Genomic DNA, 14358 nt, shown 5'->3' on the forward strand with positions numbered 1-14358 from the left:
CTCAGACGCGGGCGCGGGCCATCGCCGAGCCCGGACGCAGGTAGCAGACGGCGGTCAGTGCCATGGCGATCACGTAGCAGGCGACGAAACCATAGAAGGCCGAGTCGTAGGCCTGGGTGCTGCTCTTCGACAGCGACAGCACCTGCGGCACGAAGAAGCCACCGTAGGCACCGACCGCCGAGATCAGACCGAGGGCGGCCGCGGCCCGGCGCTCGGTGGAGATTCCTGCTGTGCTGTCGATTGCGCGGACCCGATAGATGCTGGGGATCATCCGATAGGTGGATCCGTTGCCGACACCGGAGGCGACGAACAGGCCGAGGAAGAGGAACAGGAAGACCCAGAAGTTGCGCATCGGCAGGGTGACGACGACCCCGAGGGCGAGGATCGCCATGGCCGCGAAGGCGAGCACCGTGACCCGGGCACCGCCGACCCGGTCGGCGAGCCGGCCGCCCCACGGCCGGGACAGTGAACCGACCAGCGGGCCGAGGAAGGACAGCGACAGTGCGGCCGCGCCGACCTTGAAGGTCGAGAAGGCGGGGAAGGTGTCGGCGATCAGTTTCGGGAACACCCCGGAGAAGCCGATGAAGGAGCCGAAGGTGCCGATGTAGAGGACCGCCATCACCCAGAAGTGTGGTTCCCGCATCGAGGCCAGCGCCCCGGCCAGGTCACCGCGGGCGCTGGCCAGATTGTGCATGTGCCGGCGGGCGCCCCAGGCGGCGATCAGGATCAGCGGCACCCAGACCCAGCCGGCGAGCGGCAACCGCAGGGTGGCACCGGCACCGATGGTGACCGCGAGCGGGACGACCAGCTGGGCGACCGCGGCACCGAGGTTGCCGCCGGCGGCGTTCAGGCCGAGGGCCCAGCCCTTTTCCTTCGCTGGATAGAAATAGGTGATGTTCGCCATCGAGGAGGCGAAATTGCCGCCGCCGAAGCCGGCCGTCGCGGCGACCAGCAGCAGCACCCAGAACGGCGTCTGCGGATTGCCGGCGACCAGGGCCAGGCCGACGACCGGGACCAGCAGCAACAGGGCCGAGCAGACGGTCCAGTTCCGGCCGCCGAAGCGCGCGACCGCAAAGGTGTAAGGGATTCGCAGCGTCGCCCCGACCAGCGCCGGCATCGAGATCAGCCAGAACAGCTGGCCGTCGGTGAGCTGGAATCCGACCCGCGGCAGGAAGGTCACGGTGGCCGCCCAGAGCTGCCAGACCACGAATCCGAGGAACTCGCAGAAGATCGACCAGTTCAGGTTGCGGCGGGCGATGGTACGCCCGGTTTCCTGCCACTGCAGGGAATCCTCGGGGTCGTAGCCATGCAGCCAGCGGCCCGGTTGCTCGGTGATCGGACTGGCTGTGCGGGTGTTCTCGCCGATGATCGACACGGGGGCTCTCCGTCCTCGTGGACCGCGGATTGCGGCCGATTGCGCAGCAGGCTAGGAGCCGCGTGTTTCGGCAATCCGTCGTCCTGCGACGCCCGCGTTACACGATCCTCACGCCGGGATCACCGGGTCGGAGAGGCGCCTGGCGGCGAGGGCGATGAGCCCCGGATCGGTGGCTCCGCGGGGGCGGCAGAGAGGGTCGGTGATCAGATCCGGGGCACTGCGCCGGGCCAGGTCGGCGAAGAAGCCGGGGGCGAGCAGGTGGGTGAGCACGACGGTACGCCGACCGGTGCTGCGCTGGGCGGTGACCCAGTCGCCCAGCCGGGGGTCGGCGGCCGACAGCCAAGTGGTGGCGACCCGATGTTCGAGGCGCTCGGCGACCAGTGCGGTGGTGACCTCGCAGTCGGCGCGGGCGCGGGCGTCGCTGGAGCCGGCGGAGACCACGGTGACGGCATCGTCGGGGTGCAGCGTGGTGCCGGCGGCGGTGAGGGCTTCGGCGAGCCGGTGGACGAGCAGGTCGGCGATCACCGGGTCGGGACCCAGGGCCGGGGCGAGCACTGCCCCGGGGTGGTCGGCGGCTGCGGCAGCGAGGTCATGGCCGACGTGGTAGCCGGCGCTCAGCAGCAGCGGCAGGATGCGTACGCCCTCAGCGGTCCGGGGCCCGAGGGCGTGGGCCATCGCCTGGTCGATGGTGGGCGGCTGGACGTCGACGAAGGCCGCGCGGACCGGCGTACCGGAATCGGCGAGCTGGTCGCGCAGGCCGGCGACCAGGTGCCCGATCGCCGAACGGCCGGCGACCGAGCGGGTGCCGTGCGCGCAGGCGAGAACGGGCTCAGGCCGCGGCGCCGATCTCCAGCCAGTCATCGATGCAGCGTACCGGGTAGGTGCGCAGCCGCAGCGACTCGTCGCTGTAGCAGCGTCCGTCGGCGAGGTCGTAGATCTCCTTGTGCAGCGGGGATGCCAGCGTCCGTCGCTGCTGCCCCTCGACGGTTCGGGAGCCGGTGATGCCGCGTGCCATCACGCAGGCCCCGCTCACCGGATCACTGTGCTGCACGGCATAGAGCTCGTCGCCGGCGAGCCGGAAGAGGGCGATCTGGTCACCGTCGACCAGGGCCGCCTCGCCCCAGCCGGTCTCCAGATCATCCAGGCGGCAGATGCGCAGCCAACGGGTCCTGGTCGCGGTATCGCGTTCAATCAGCTCGGTCATGGGCTCGACCCTAGAAGCCGCCCGTTACGCCGGTACGCCCCCGCGTGACACCTCGGTAACACCCACCTCACAACCCGCACCCCACCCCCGCGAGGTCCCACCCCCACGTCCATCGAGCAGGTCGCGCAGCGAGCCCCCACGCTCATCGAGTAGGTCGCGCAGCGACCGTGTCGAGATGAATCCAGAAACTTTCCTCAAACCCCTTGATTTATTCGAACACCGTGACTAATGTTGGATGTAGCAGTCGAGAGGAGGTGACCACCGATGACGACCACCGAACGAGCCGAAGTCTTCGCCGCGATCCGCGCCGAGAGCGACACCATCGCCCAGGCTTCGGCCCGCCAGCTCGTTGCGATCGCCGCCGCCTGCGACACCTACTCCGGCCTCAACGCCCACACCGACGAACTCACCGCAAGAGTCCTCCACGGTGAACAACTCGTGTTCCCCGGCGCGGACGGTACGCCCGGCATCACCGAGTTCTTCCACCTCGAGTTGGCGATGTCACTGGGCTGTTCGCCCGAGACCGCGCAGGTCTGGACCGCTGATGTGTTGAATCTGCGGCATCGGCATCCGATCCTGTGGCAGGCCACCCTCGACTGCGACATCCCCGTCTGGGTCGCCCGCGACATCTCCCGCGCCGCCCTGCACCTGTCCTTCACCCAGGCCCGCGAGTTCGACTCCCTCTGGTCACTCCACCTGGTCAACCTCACCCCGAAGCGAGCGGTCGCGACCACCGAGGCCCAGGTCGCACTGATGCTCAACGACGACAAAGAAGCCGAACGCCAGGCCGCCAAGAAGCACCGCCGCGTAGAGTTCACCCCCAACCGGAACACCCCGGGGATCACCGACCTCTACGCCAACCTCGACGCCGGTGACGCCGCCCACCTGAACGGCACCCTCGATCGCCTCGCCGACGTCCTCAAAGCCGGCGGTTCCGACGGGTCCAGGGACGAGCTGCGGGCCGAAGCCCTGGGTCACCTGGCCCACCCGGACCGGGCGCGGCAACTGCTGCAGCCGTCGTTGCTCGACGGCGCGATCGTCACCCCGCAAGGGGATGTGGTGAACCGTGACGGGGAACTCATCTCCCCCACCGGTGAGCGCTGTCGGCATGGTGCGGAGCTGATCCTGCACGTCCACCAGAAGGACCTCGCCAACGGCCATGGTGGTGAAGGCGAAGCCTTCGGACCGGTCACTCTCCAGCATCTGAAAGAGCTGCTCGCCCAGTGCACCGGCACCGTGAAGGTGCGACCGGTCATCGATCTGGCCGCACCGGTGATGGTCAACACCTACCGACCCTCCGACGAGTTGGCGCAGCGGGTGAAGCTCCGCGACCGCTACGTGATGTTCCCTCGATCGAATCGCAGCGCGTTCGGCCGCGGGATCGATCTGGACCACACGATCCCCGCCCCTGAGGGGCCGACCAGTTCGGACAACCTGGGGCCGTTGAACCGGTCAGCCCACCGCGCCAGAACCCACGCCGGATTCCGGGTCGAGCAACCCTCCCCCGGGGTGTTCCACTGGAAAACACCGGCCGGGCAGGAGGCCTGGGTCAGCCGCCACGGCACCTGGAACCATCCACCACCCGACCACCTGATCAACGACCCCGCGGCTTCACTCTCCCGAACCGAAAAGCTTCTTTGGGAGACCCTGTGCAACGGTCGAACCCAGTTGGAGAAGGAACAGGCCGAAGCCGAACAAGCAGCCGACGAAGCCCGCGAACGCGAGCGACTCCGCCGCGCCCGCAAGAACCAACGCCTCCGCGACCTGCGCCAGGCTGCCCGCGACCAGGCCAACGCAGCGCAACAGAAGAGGGCGAAGCAGACGGCGAAGAAGCCGGTTCCGCCGGATACTCAGCCTGCCCTGATTCCCCACCAGGATTAGGTTTCTGCACGCTCATCGAGTAGCGCGGCATGCGCAGCGAAGCGGAGCAATGCCGAGCGTGTCGAGATGAGCAACTCGCCTCGCGGTTCCTCTCGACACGGTCGCTGCGCGACCTACTCGAGGAACGTGAAAGACACGGTCGCTGCGCGACCTACTCGATGAACGTGGGACTTCGTCACATGACCGAAACGATCGCGAAACGCCGGCGTGAAAGACGGTTCCTAGCCTGCTGTGCAAGCAGATCCCGTATCCGGACCAGCTAGGGAGCCAGGATGTCCAGACATGTTGTGGTGGTCGGTGGTGGCCCGGCGGCGTACGCCTTCGCCCGCGCGATGGCCGACCATGCCGATGCGGGTCGCAGCACGGCGCGGGTCACGGTGTTGGCCGAGGAGCCCGCGATCCCCTATGACCGAGTGGCGCTGAGTTCCGCGCTCACCGGCACCGTCGACCTCACCCTCGGTGACGCGAGCTTGTGGGAGCGGACCGACATCGACCTGGTCACCGGCATCCGCGCGACCGCGATCGACCCGGGAACCCGCACCATCAGCACCAGTGACACCGGCCCGCTGTCCACCATCGGCTACGACGAACTCGTCCTGGCCACCGGATCCTCCGCTGCCCGACTGCCGATCCCGGGCGCGGAGGCCACCCACGTCTACCGCACCCTGGCCGACATCGACACCCTCCGCGCGGAGACCGCCCGGCTCACCACCACCCTCGGCCGCCGACCGCGTGCGGTGATCGTCGGCGGTGGCCTGCTCGGCCTGGAGGCCGCCGCCGGAATGGCCGAACTGGGTTGCGATCCCGTCGTGGTCGACCTGGCCGACTGGCTGATGGCCGCCCAGCTCGACGCCGGTGGTGGCGAGGCGCTCGGCCGGCTGGTCGCCGCGCGCGGGCTCACCCTGCGTACCGGTGTCCGCACCTCGCACGTCGCCCTCGACGCCGACGGCAACGTCGCAGCCCTCGCCCTGGTCGACGACGACCCGATCCCCGCAGACCTGGTCGTCGTCGCCATCGGGGTACGCCCCCGCGACGAACTCGCCCGCGACGCCGGCCTGGCCATCGGACCCCGCGGCGGCGCGGTGATCGGCGCGGACTGCGCCACCTCCGCCCCCGGGATCTGGGCGATCGGTGAGGTCGCCTGCTTCGACGACCGCTGCGTCGGCCTGGTCGCCCCGGCGAACGCGATGGCCGGCGTGGTCGCCGACCGGCTCTGCGGCATCCCCAGCGAGTTCGGCGGCTTCGACACCGCGACCAAGCTCAAGCTCTCCGGGGTCGATGTGGCCAGCTTCGGCGATGCCTTCGGCCACACCCCCGGCGCCCTCGAGGTCGTCTACGCCGACCCGGCTCGCGGCCTCTACCAGAAGCTCGTCCTCGACGATACCGCCACCACCCTGCTCGGCGGCGTCCTGGTCGGCGAGGCCAGCGCGTACGCCGGGCTGCGCCCGCTGCTCGGCCGCAGACTCCCCGCCGCCCCCGGCGCATACCTCGGCGTCGGCGGCGAACTCCCCACCGACGCAGGACTTCCCGACGATGCCACTCTGTGCTCCTGCAACAACGTCAGCGCCGGTACCGTGCGCGAGACCGTCCGCGGCGGCTGCTGCGACCTGGCCGAGCTGAAGCAGTGCACCCGCGCCGGCACCACCTGCGGCTCCTGCGTCCCGCTGCTGAAGAAGACCCTGGACGCCGAGCTCACCGCCGCCGGTGTCGAGGTCTCCGACGCACTCTGCGAACACCTGCCGCTCTCCCGCGCCGCCCTCTTCGAGCAGGTACGCCTGCTGGAGCTGCGGTCCTTCGACGAGGTGCTCGCCCGGCTCGGCAGCGGGCACGGCTGCGACATCTGCAAGCCGACCGTCGCCTCGGTGCTTTCCTCACTGCACAACGAATACGTGCTCGACTCCGGTCGCGGCTCGCTGCAGGACACCAACGACCGCGCGCTGGCGAATCTGCAGCGTGACGGCTCCTACTCGGTCGTGCCCCGGATCCCCGCCGGCGAGATCACCCCGGAGAAGCTGGCGGTGATCGCCGAGGTCGCGCAGGAGTTCGGCCTCTACACCAAGATCACCGGCGCGCAGCGGATCGACCTGTTCGGCGCCCGGTTGGATCAGCTGCCGCCGATCTGGAAACGGCTCGTCGATGCCGGCTTCGAATCCGGGCATGCCTACGGGAAGTCCTTGCGTACCGTGAAATCCTGCGTCGGGTCGACCTGGTGCCGTTACGGTGTCGGCGATTCGGTGGCGATGGCGATCGAGCTCGAACTGCGCTACCGCGGCCTGCGATCCCCGCACAAGCTGAAGATGGCGGTCTCCGGCTGCGCCCGGGAATGCGCCGAGGCGCAGTCCAAGGACGTCGGCGTGATCGCCACCGAGAAGGGCTGGAATCTCTTCGTGGGCGGCAATGGCGGTGCCCAGCCGGCCCACGCCCGGCAGCTCGCCACCGATGTCGACGGCGAGACCCTGATCCGGTTGATCGACCGTTTCCTCGTCTACTACGTCCGCACCGCCGACCGGTTGCAGCGCACCGCCCGCTGGCTGGAGGACCTGGACGGCGGCATCGACCATCTGCGTCAGGTGGTCGTCGAGGACTCCCTGGGGCTGGCCGAGGAGTTCGAGGAGTCGATGGCCCGGCACGTCGAGAACTACAGCGACGAGTGGGCCGACACCCTCGCCGATCCCGAACGACTGCGGCGATTCCGCTCCTTCGTCAACGCGCCGCTGACCCCCGACGAGTCGGCGCAGTATGTGATCGAACGCGGCCAGCGCCGCCCGGTCGCGCTCGGCGAAACCATCCCGGTGCGTGCGAGATGACCGGCACGATCACCCTGGTCGGCGGCGGGCCCGGTGACCCGGAGCTGCTCACCGTCGCCGCCTGCCGCGCGCTGGCCACCGCCGACGTGGTCTTCCTCGACAAGCTCGCCCCGCAGCAGGCGGTGGCCGACTGGGCACCCGGTGCCGAGGTCGTCGATGTCGGCAAACGCCCCGGCCACCATGCCGTGCCCCAGCAGCAGATCGAGCAGCAGATGATCGCCCGGGCCCGCCGCGGGCAGCGGGTGGTCCGGTTGAAGGGCGGCGACCCGTTCGTACTCGGCCGCGGTCACGAGGAACTGCAGGCCGCCGAGGCCGCCGGCGTACCGGTCCGGGTGATCCCCGGCATCAGCTCGGCCGTCGCCGTCCCGGCCGCGGCCGGGATCCCGGTCACCCACCGCGGCATCGCACACGGTTACACGGTGCTCTCCGGCCACGTCCCACCGACCGACGAACAACTCGACGCGCTGGTCCGGCTCGGCAGCACCCTGGTGGTGCTCATGGGGATCGGTACGCTGCCCCAGCTCGGCGCCGGCCTGCTCCGCGCCGGCATGGCCGCGACCACCCCGGTCGCCGCCGTCGAACGGGGCACCGCACCCGATCAGCAGGTCACCACCAGCGACCTGGCCGGCCTGCTCGCCGGTGCGCTGCACGCCGTCCGATCTCCTGCCGTGGTGGTGATCGGTGAGGTGGTACGCCTCGGCGACGCCAGCCGTCTTGCGGCTGGTCATAGGGTGGCCTCGTGAACGCGGAACTGACCGGTTTCACGATCGCGGTGACCTCGGACCGGCGCTCGGCCGATCTGCTGACCGCCTTCGAGCGTCGCGGCGCCCGGGTCTGCCATCTGCCGCTGCTGCGCACCGCCCCGGCCGAACGCGACGAGGTCCTGCTCGCCGAGACCCGGGCGATCATCACCGCCCGGCCCGATGCGGTGATCGTGACCACCGCCTACGGACTGCGCCGATGGACCGAGGCCGCCGACGCCGCCGGGCTGCTGGACGACCTGCTCGCCGCACTCTGGAATGCCGAACTGCTGATCCGCGGACCGAAGGCCCGTGGCGCGGTCCGCGCGGCCGGCCTGGACGATGCCGAGGCGCATTTCGGCGACCTGACCGGTGACCTGGTCGATCGGCTGATCACCGACGGTGTCGACGGCACCCCGCTCGCCGGCAGCACCGTCGCGATCCAGCTGCACGGCTACGCCGACCACAGCCAGCTGGACCGGCTGCGCGGCGCCGGTGCCACCGTGCTGAGCGTCGAGCCCTACCGCTGGTTGCCCGGTGATGCCGCGCACGCGGACCGGTTGGTGACCGGGGTCTGCGACGGGGAGCTGGATGTGCTCACCTTCACCTCCGCGCCGGCGGTGGACGCCCTGCTGGACCACGCCCGCGCGCATCCCCGGGGCGCCGAGTTCTTCGCCGCGCTCCGCGAGGGGGAGACGACCGCTGCCGCCATCGGCCCGGTCACCGCACAGGGCCTGATCGCGGCCGCCATCGAACCGGTGGTGCCCGAGCGCTATCGCCTCGGCGCGCTGGTCCGCGCCGTCACCGAGCACCTCACCGCACACCGCCGCCGCAGCGTGTCGACCGCCCTCGGCGAGCTGGAGATCCGCGGCCACGCGGCCCGGATCGGTACGCAGACGGTGCCGCTGTCACCGGTATCGCTGCGACTGCTGACCCGACTGGCGGACAGCCCCGGCCGGGTGGTGCCGCGCGAGGAACTGGCCGGCCTGCTGCCCACCGGCGCCAGCGACCACGCCCTCGATGTGGCGATCAGCCGGCTCCGCGGCGCCCTGCCGGACAACCTGGTGCGCACCGTGGTGCGTCGCGGCTATCTGTTGCAGCGTTGAGAAGGTGAGAATGCGGCGGCTCAACCGCCGAGTTCGACCGAACGGTCCCGAGCGGCGGTCAGCGCATCGGCGAAGGCGGTCCGCAACCCGCCGGCCTCCAGCGCGGCCAGCGCGGCCGCGGTGGTGCCACCGGGTGAGGTGACCTGCTCGCGCAGCAACGTCGGATGCTCCCCGGATTCCTGCAACAGCGTGGCACTGCCGAACAGGGTCTGGGTGACCAGCTCCCGGGCGACATCACGCGGCAGGCCCAGGGTGACCGCGGCATCGGTCATCGCCTCGGCGACCAGGAAGAGGTACGCCGGCCCGGAGCCGGAGACCGCGGTGACCGCGTCCTGCTGCTTCTCCGGCACCACCAGCACCTTGCCGGTGCCGCCCAGCATTTCCTTCACCAGTTCGAGTTGTGCGTCGGTGGCATGCGCACCCGGGGAGGCGACGGCCATCCCCTGGCCGACCCGGGCCGGGGTGTTCGGCATCACCCGGACCACCGCGGTGCCCTCGGGCAGCGCCTCCTCGATGGCGGCCGAGGTGACCCCGGCGGCCAGCGAGACCACCAGCACCTCGTCGGCCAGGTCGTCGGCCACCTCGGCGAGCACGCTCGCCACATCCTGCGGCTTGACCACCAGCAGCACCACCTCGGCGCTGCGGACCGCGTCGGGGCCGGTGGCGGTGTCCACACCGTGCCGTTCGGTGAGCTCGGCGGCGCGTTCGGCCCGCTTCTCGGCCACCACGACATCGCTGGGGGCGTACCCGCCGCGCAGCAACCCGCCGAGCACGGTCTCCCCCATCACCCCGCCGCCGAGCAGCGCGACCCTCGTCATGCGGTGGGAACCCGCTGGGAGAGCACCACCTCGGCGATCTGTACCGCGTTCAACGCCGCACCTTTGCGCAGGTTGTCGTTGGAGGCGAAGAGCACCAGACCGCGCCCCTCGGGGGCGGACTGATCGGCGCGGATCCGGCCGACATAGGAGGGGTCGGCGCCGGCGGCATCGCGCGGGGTGGGCACATCCATCAGCTCGACACCGGGGGCATCGGCGAGCAGTTCGGTGGCCTGCTCGGGGCTGATCGGGCGCTCGAACTCGGCGTGCACGGCGAGCGAGTGCCCGGTGAACACCGGTACCCGGACGCAGGTGCCGGCGACCAGCAGCTCCGGCAGGTGCAGGATCTTGCGCGACTCGTTGCGCAGCTTCTGCTCCTCATCGGTCTCACCGGAGCCGTCGTCGACCAGCGCACCGGCCAGCGGCAGCGCGTTGAACGCGATCGGCTTGACGTAGGGGGCGGGGTCGGCGACCTCGCCGATCCGGCCGTCGAAGGTCAGCTCGGTCAGCTCGTCGGTGGCGGCGACCTGGTCGGCGAAGGCCTGCACCGCGGAACCGCCGGAGCCGGAGACCGCCTGATAGGTGGCGACCTGCAGCCGCTGCAGACCGGCCGCATCGGTGAGCGGCTTGAGCACCGGCATGATCGCCATCGTGGTGCAGTTCGGGTTCGCGATGATGCCCTTCGGCGGCTCGATGCAGTCTTCGGGATTGACCTCGGCGACCACCAGCGGCACCTCGGGATCCAGCCGCCAACCGGAGGAGTTGTCGATCACGATCGCACCCGCCGCGGCGACCTTCGGGGCGTACTCCTTGGAAGCTCCCTTGCCGGCGGAGAACAGTGCGATGTCCAGGCCGGAGAAGTCAGCGGTGGCCATGTCCTCCACGGTCACCGGCTGGCCGTTGAAGTCCAGGGTCTTGCCGGCGGACCGGGCCGAGGCGAAGAACCGGATCTCATCGACCGGGAAGTCACGTTCGACCAGCAGATCGCGCATCACGCCGCCGACCTGGCCGGTGGCACCGAACACACCTACGCGCATGGGGTTTCACTCCAAGACTGTGGACCGGGTACGCCTGCTGCCCCGGGTTGCTCGGGCAAGCCTACGACGGGTGGCGCGGGGAGGACGAAAGATCTCGGCGGGCGGGCTCGCGTACCGCCGGCAGACAGGCGAGCGCCACGATCACCGCGGCCCCGACCACCAGCAGGGCCCGCAGCACGCCGAAGTGCTCGCCGAGGAAACCCAGCAGCGGCGGCCCGGCGAGGAAGGCGGTGTAGCCGATGGTGGACACGGTCGCCACCCGGGCCGGCGCGCGGTCGGGATCGTCGGCGGCGGCACTCATCCCGACCGGGAACCCCAGGGCGACCCCCATGCCCCAGACGGCCACACCGAGATAGGCCACCGGGGTCGGGCCGAAGACCACCAGCAGACAGCCGAGCACGGCGGCGATCATGGTGATGCGCAGCACCGGTACCCGGCCGTAGCGGTCGAGCACGTGCGTGCCGACCAGCCGGCCGGCGGTCATGCAGGTCAGGAAGACCGCGAAGGCGAGGATGCCCGCCCAGCTGGGTACGCCGTGGCCGGAGACGAACGCCTCGGCGATCCAGTCGTTGGCGGTGCCCTCGGTGAACGCGGCCACCATCACCACGATGCCGATGAGCAGGGTGCGGCGTTCGGTCCAGGCCGAGCGGGTCACCACTGGGGTGGTGTCATCGGGCCGTGGTTCCACGTGGTGCCGCAGGCCACGCAGCGGCCGGGTGCCGATCACGACCGCGACCAGCAGCACCACGACCAGCGCGGGGATGTGCACCGCCAACGGGATCCGCGCCGCGGAGGCTGCCGCACCGATCAGCGCCGAGGCGACCGTGCCGCCGCTGAACGCGGCGTGGTAGCGAGGCATGATCGAGCGGCCGAGGCGGTGCTCGACATCGGCTCCGGCCATGTTCATCGAGGCGTCCCACAGGCCCATCCCGAGCCCGGTGAACGCCAGCCCGACGGCCACCACCGTCGGCAGGGACCAGACCGTGACGCCGAGGGCGGCCACGCTGACCCCGACGCTGGCCACGCTCGCGCCGGTCAGGATGGCGCGGGACAACCCGATCCGCTGCACGATCAGTCCCGACAACGGCAGGGCGGCGACCGCACCGATGGACAGGCACAACAGCAGCAGTGAGAACTGTGCGGTGCTGACCTCGAGCTGCCGGATGGCGTCGGGAATGCGGGATGCCCAGGCGGCGAACAGGCCGCCGTTGGCGACGAAGGCCAGATAGACCGCACCGGAGGCGCGGTGCAGGTCGACGTCGGTGCGCGGTTCGGATGAGGTCGGCGTGGCGGTCACGGTGCGGCTTTCGGGTCGGTGTGGTCGGTTGTGTCGAATCGATTCGATCGAATCGATTCGTTATGCTGTCAGGCATGCCCACCGGTCGTCAACCCACTGCGCACCCGCGTCCGACGCTGCGCGACGTCGCCGAACGCGCCGGGGTCGCCGCCTCCACCGCCTCCCTGGCATTCAGCGAACGCGGCTCGGTGGCACCGGCGACCGTCCGCCGAGTCCGCGAGGCCGCGGCAGAACTGGGCTACCTCGGCCCCGATCCGCTGGCCGCCTCGCTGCGCCAGGGGCGCAGCGGGATCGTCGGCGCCTTCGCGGAGTCACGCCTGGCGTACGCCTTCCGAGATCCCTGCGCCGCCGCCATGCTCGAGGGACTGAGCCAGGTGCTGTACGAGATGCAGGCCGGCCTGCTGCTGATCCACGATCCCGGTGATGGCCCGCTCCGCGCGGCGGCGCAGCCGATGGACGCGGCGGTCTTCCTGTTCTGCGGTGAGGAGACGAACCCGCTGGTGGCCGGTCTCGAGGCCCGGGGGGTACCGATCATCGGCACCGGGGCTCCGCTCGGGGAGAGCGTGCGGCACGTGCGCATCGACGAGCGCGGTGCATCCGCCCGGATCACCCGGCTGCTGCTCGAGCTCGGCCACCGCCCCGACCGGTTGGCCCACCTGATGATGCCGCTCACCCGGCACAGCCCGACCGAGCTGACCACCCTCACCGGCGCGGCCGAATCGGCCTATCCCGACACCCGGGAGCGCGCACTCGGTTTCGCCGATGTCGCGGGCTGGGACGTCCCGGCCGCGCAGACCTCCGAGTCCGATGTCGAGCAGGGTCGGCTGGCCGCGGGCCTGCTGCTGGATGCCGACCAGCCACCGACCGCGATCGTCGCCCAGAGCGATCTGCTGGCCGTCGGTGCGATCCAGGCGGCCACCGACCGCGGGCTGCGGGTGCCCGAGGACCTGTCGGTGACCGGATTCGACGGGGTCGCACTGCCGTGGTTTCCGCACCGGTTGACCACGATCGACCAGCACGCGGTCGCCAAGGGCAGGGCCACCGGGGAGATGCTGCGCGCGGTGCTGAACGGCGAATCACCTCCGGATCGGATGCTGCCGGTCGATCTGCGGATCGGGGACACCACCGCCGCACCGGCGGGCGCTGCATAATCGGCCGCATGAGTGAGTCCCGGGACCTGAGCAGATTCGCCTGGCTGGCGATCGCGACGGCCATCGTCACGATCACGCTGAAGGCCGGGGCCTGGGCGCTCACCGGATCGGTCGGCCTGCTGTCGGACGCCGCCGAGTCGGTGGTGAACCTGGTCGCCGCGGTGGTCGCCCTGGTGGCGCTCAAGGTCGCCGCCCGGCCGGCGAATCCGCGCTATCCGTTCGGCCGGACCAAGGCCGAATACCTGTCCGCGGCCGTCGAGGGCACGATGATCTTCGTCGCCGCCGGGGTGATCTGCGTGACCGCGGTGGAGCGCTTCATCAACCCGCGGCCGCTGGAGAATGTCGGCATCGGCCTGCTCGTCTCGGTCGTCGCCTCGGTCATCAACGGTGTGGTCGGGATGATCCTGATCCGGGCCGGGCGGAAACACCGTTCGATCACCCTGACCGCCGACGGCAAGCACCTGATGACCGATGTGGTCACCTCGGCCGGGGTGCTGATCGGCGTCGGCCTGGTCTGGCTCACCGGGTGGGACCGGCTCGACCCGATCGTCGCCTTCGCGGTCGGGGTGAACATCATCATCACCGGCACCCGGCTGATCACCGAGTCGATGTCCGGGCTGCTCGATGCCGCCCTGCCGAAGGCGGAGAGCGAGGCGCTGATCGAGGTGCTGCGCCGCCGCAGCAGCGACGAGGTCGCCTTCCACGGCCTGCAGACCCGGGTCGCCGGGCATCAGCGATTCGCCAGTGTGCACGTGCTCGTACCCGGGGTCTGGACCGTGCAGCGCGGCCACGATTTCGCCGAGGAGATCGAGAACGAGCTGCGTGCCACCATCCCCGATCTGACCGTGACCACCCATCTGGAGCCGATCGAGGACCCGGCCTCCTGGGCCGACATCCCGGTCGGTGAGGTGCCGCTCGAACCCTGACGACCCGCCCGGACGTACG

The 14358-nt window shown here is 70.6% G+C and carries 12 protein-coding genes; 6 read left to right on the top strand and 6 right to left on the bottom strand.

Annotation, left to right across the window (positions count from 1 at the left end; translation table 11 throughout):
* Position 1: 1 nt before the first annotated feature.
* The 3 genes from BI335_RS09165 to nirD all read right to left on the bottom strand — a co-directional run bounded on the left by BI335_RS09165 (position 2) and on the right by nirD (position 2579).
* On the bottom strand, positions 2–1375 hold the full coding sequence (locus BI335_RS09165; RefSeq protein WP_172421814.1) for an MFS transporter: 1374 nt from the start codon (positions 1373–1375) through the stop codon (positions 2–4).
* A gap of 108 nt (positions 1376–1483) precedes the next feature.
* Positions 1484–2236: a sirohydrochlorin chelatase gene (locus BI335_RS22265; protein WP_094430478.1), complete on the bottom strand. Its 753-nt coding sequence runs from the start codon at positions 2234–2236 to the stop codon at positions 1484–1486.
* Positions 2205–2579, bottom strand: a complete 375-nt coding sequence (gene nirD / locus BI335_RS09175; RefSeq protein ID WP_094358905.1) for a nitrite reductase small subunit NirD — start codon at positions 2577–2579, stop codon at positions 2205–2207. Before nirD ends, BI335_RS22265 begins: the two co-directional genes overlap by 32 nt.
* Positions 2580–2843: 264 nt before the next feature.
* On the opposite strand from nirD, the gene BI335_RS09180 reads away from it, so the two are divergent.
* The 4 genes from BI335_RS09180 to BI335_RS09195 all read left to right on the top strand — a co-directional run bounded on the left by BI335_RS09180 (position 2844) and on the right by BI335_RS09195 (position 9113).
* Positions 2844–4460, top strand: a complete 1617-nt coding sequence (locus BI335_RS09180; RefSeq protein ID WP_094430480.1) for a DUF222 domain-containing protein — start codon at positions 2844–2846, stop codon at positions 4458–4460.
* A 272-nt stretch (positions 4461–4732) separates the two neighbouring features.
* Positions 4733–7267 (top strand): nitrite reductase large subunit NirB, encoded by a 2535-nt coding sequence (nirB, locus tag BI335_RS09185; protein WP_094430482.1) that lies wholly within the window; start codon positions 4733–4735, stop codon positions 7265–7267.
* Entirely contained in the window at positions 7264–8010 is a 747-nt protein-coding gene (gene cobA, locus BI335_RS09190) for a uroporphyrinogen-III C-methyltransferase (RefSeq protein ID WP_094399341.1), read from the top strand. Before nirB ends, cobA begins: the two co-directional genes overlap by 4 nt.
* Positions 8007–9113, top strand: coding sequence for a uroporphyrinogen-III synthase (locus tag BI335_RS09195; protein WP_094430484.1), 1107 nt, complete (start codon positions 8007–8009; stop codon positions 9111–9113). Before cobA ends, BI335_RS09195 begins: the two co-directional genes overlap by 4 nt.
* 20 nt (positions 9114–9133) lie before the next feature.
* Here the strand turns inward: BI335_RS09195 and proC are convergent, their stop codons facing one another.
* The 3 genes from proC to BI335_RS09210 all read right to left on the bottom strand — a co-directional run bounded on the left by proC (position 9134) and on the right by BI335_RS09210 (position 12262).
* Positions 9134–9931: a pyrroline-5-carboxylate reductase gene (gene proC / locus BI335_RS09200; protein ID WP_094430486.1), complete on the bottom strand. Its 798-nt coding sequence runs from the start codon at positions 9929–9931 to the stop codon at positions 9134–9136.
* On the bottom strand, positions 9928–10965 hold the full coding sequence (locus BI335_RS09205; protein WP_094430488.1) for an aspartate-semialdehyde dehydrogenase: 1038 nt from the start codon (positions 10963–10965) through the stop codon (positions 9928–9930). The genes proC and BI335_RS09205 overlap by 4 nt, the downstream gene beginning before the upstream one ends.
* A gap of 61 nt (positions 10966–11026) precedes the next feature.
* On the bottom strand, positions 11027–12262 hold the full coding sequence (locus BI335_RS09210) for an MFS transporter (RefSeq protein WP_208109431.1): 1236 nt from the start codon (positions 12260–12262) through the stop codon (positions 11027–11029).
* A gap of 74 nt (positions 12263–12336) precedes the next feature.
* On the opposite strand from BI335_RS09210, the gene BI335_RS09215 reads away from it, so the two are divergent.
* Positions 12337–13413 carry a LacI family DNA-binding transcriptional regulator gene (locus tag BI335_RS09215; protein WP_094405062.1) on the top strand — a complete coding sequence of 359 codons (1077 nt, stop codon included), beginning with the start codon at positions 12337–12339 and terminating at the stop codon, positions 13411–13413.
* An 8-nt stretch (positions 13414–13421) separates the two neighbouring features.
* Positions 13422–14339 (top strand): cation diffusion facilitator family transporter, encoded by a 918-nt coding sequence (locus BI335_RS09220; RefSeq protein ID WP_094405061.1) that lies wholly within the window; start codon positions 13422–13424, stop codon positions 14337–14339.
* Positions 14340–14358 lie beyond the last annotated feature (19 nt).

Origin of the sequence: Enemella evansiae (genome assembly GCF_002250705.1) — a bacterium.
GTDB lineage: Bacteria > Actinomycetota > Actinomycetes > Propionibacteriales > Propionibacteriaceae > Enemella > Enemella evansiae.

Coding starts and splice junctions, on each gene's coding strand:
- BI335_RS22265 (WP_094430478.1), bottom strand. CDS start 2,236: ATGACTGGCTGGAGATCGGCGCCGCGGCCTGAGCCCGTTCTCGCCTGC.
- nirD (WP_094358905.1), bottom strand. CDS start 2,579: ATGACCGAGCTGATTGAACGCGATACCGCGACCAGGACCCGTTGGCTG.
- BI335_RS09180 (WP_094430480.1), top strand. CDS start 2,844: ATGACGACCACCGAACGAGCCGAAGTCTTCGCCGCGATCCGCGCCGAG.
- nirB (WP_094430482.1), top strand. CDS start 4,733: ATGTCCAGACATGTTGTGGTGGTCGGTGGTGGCCCGGCGGCGTACGCC.
- cobA (WP_094399341.1), top strand. CDS start 7,264: ATGACCGGCACGATCACCCTGGTCGGCGGCGGGCCCGGTGACCCGGAG.
- proC (WP_094430486.1), bottom strand. CDS start 9,931: ATGACGAGGGTCGCGCTGCTCGGCGGCGGGGTGATGGGGGAGACCGTG.
- BI335_RS09205 (WP_094430488.1), bottom strand. CDS start 10,965: ATGCGCGTAGGTGTGTTCGGTGCCACCGGCCAGGTCGGCGGCGTGATG.
- BI335_RS09215 (WP_094405062.1), top strand. CDS start 12,337: ATGCCCACCGGTCGTCAACCCACTGCGCACCCGCGTCCGACGCTGCGC.
- BI335_RS09220 (WP_094405061.1), top strand. CDS start 13,422: ATGAGTGAGTCCCGGGACCTGAGCAGATTCGCCTGGCTGGCGATCGCG.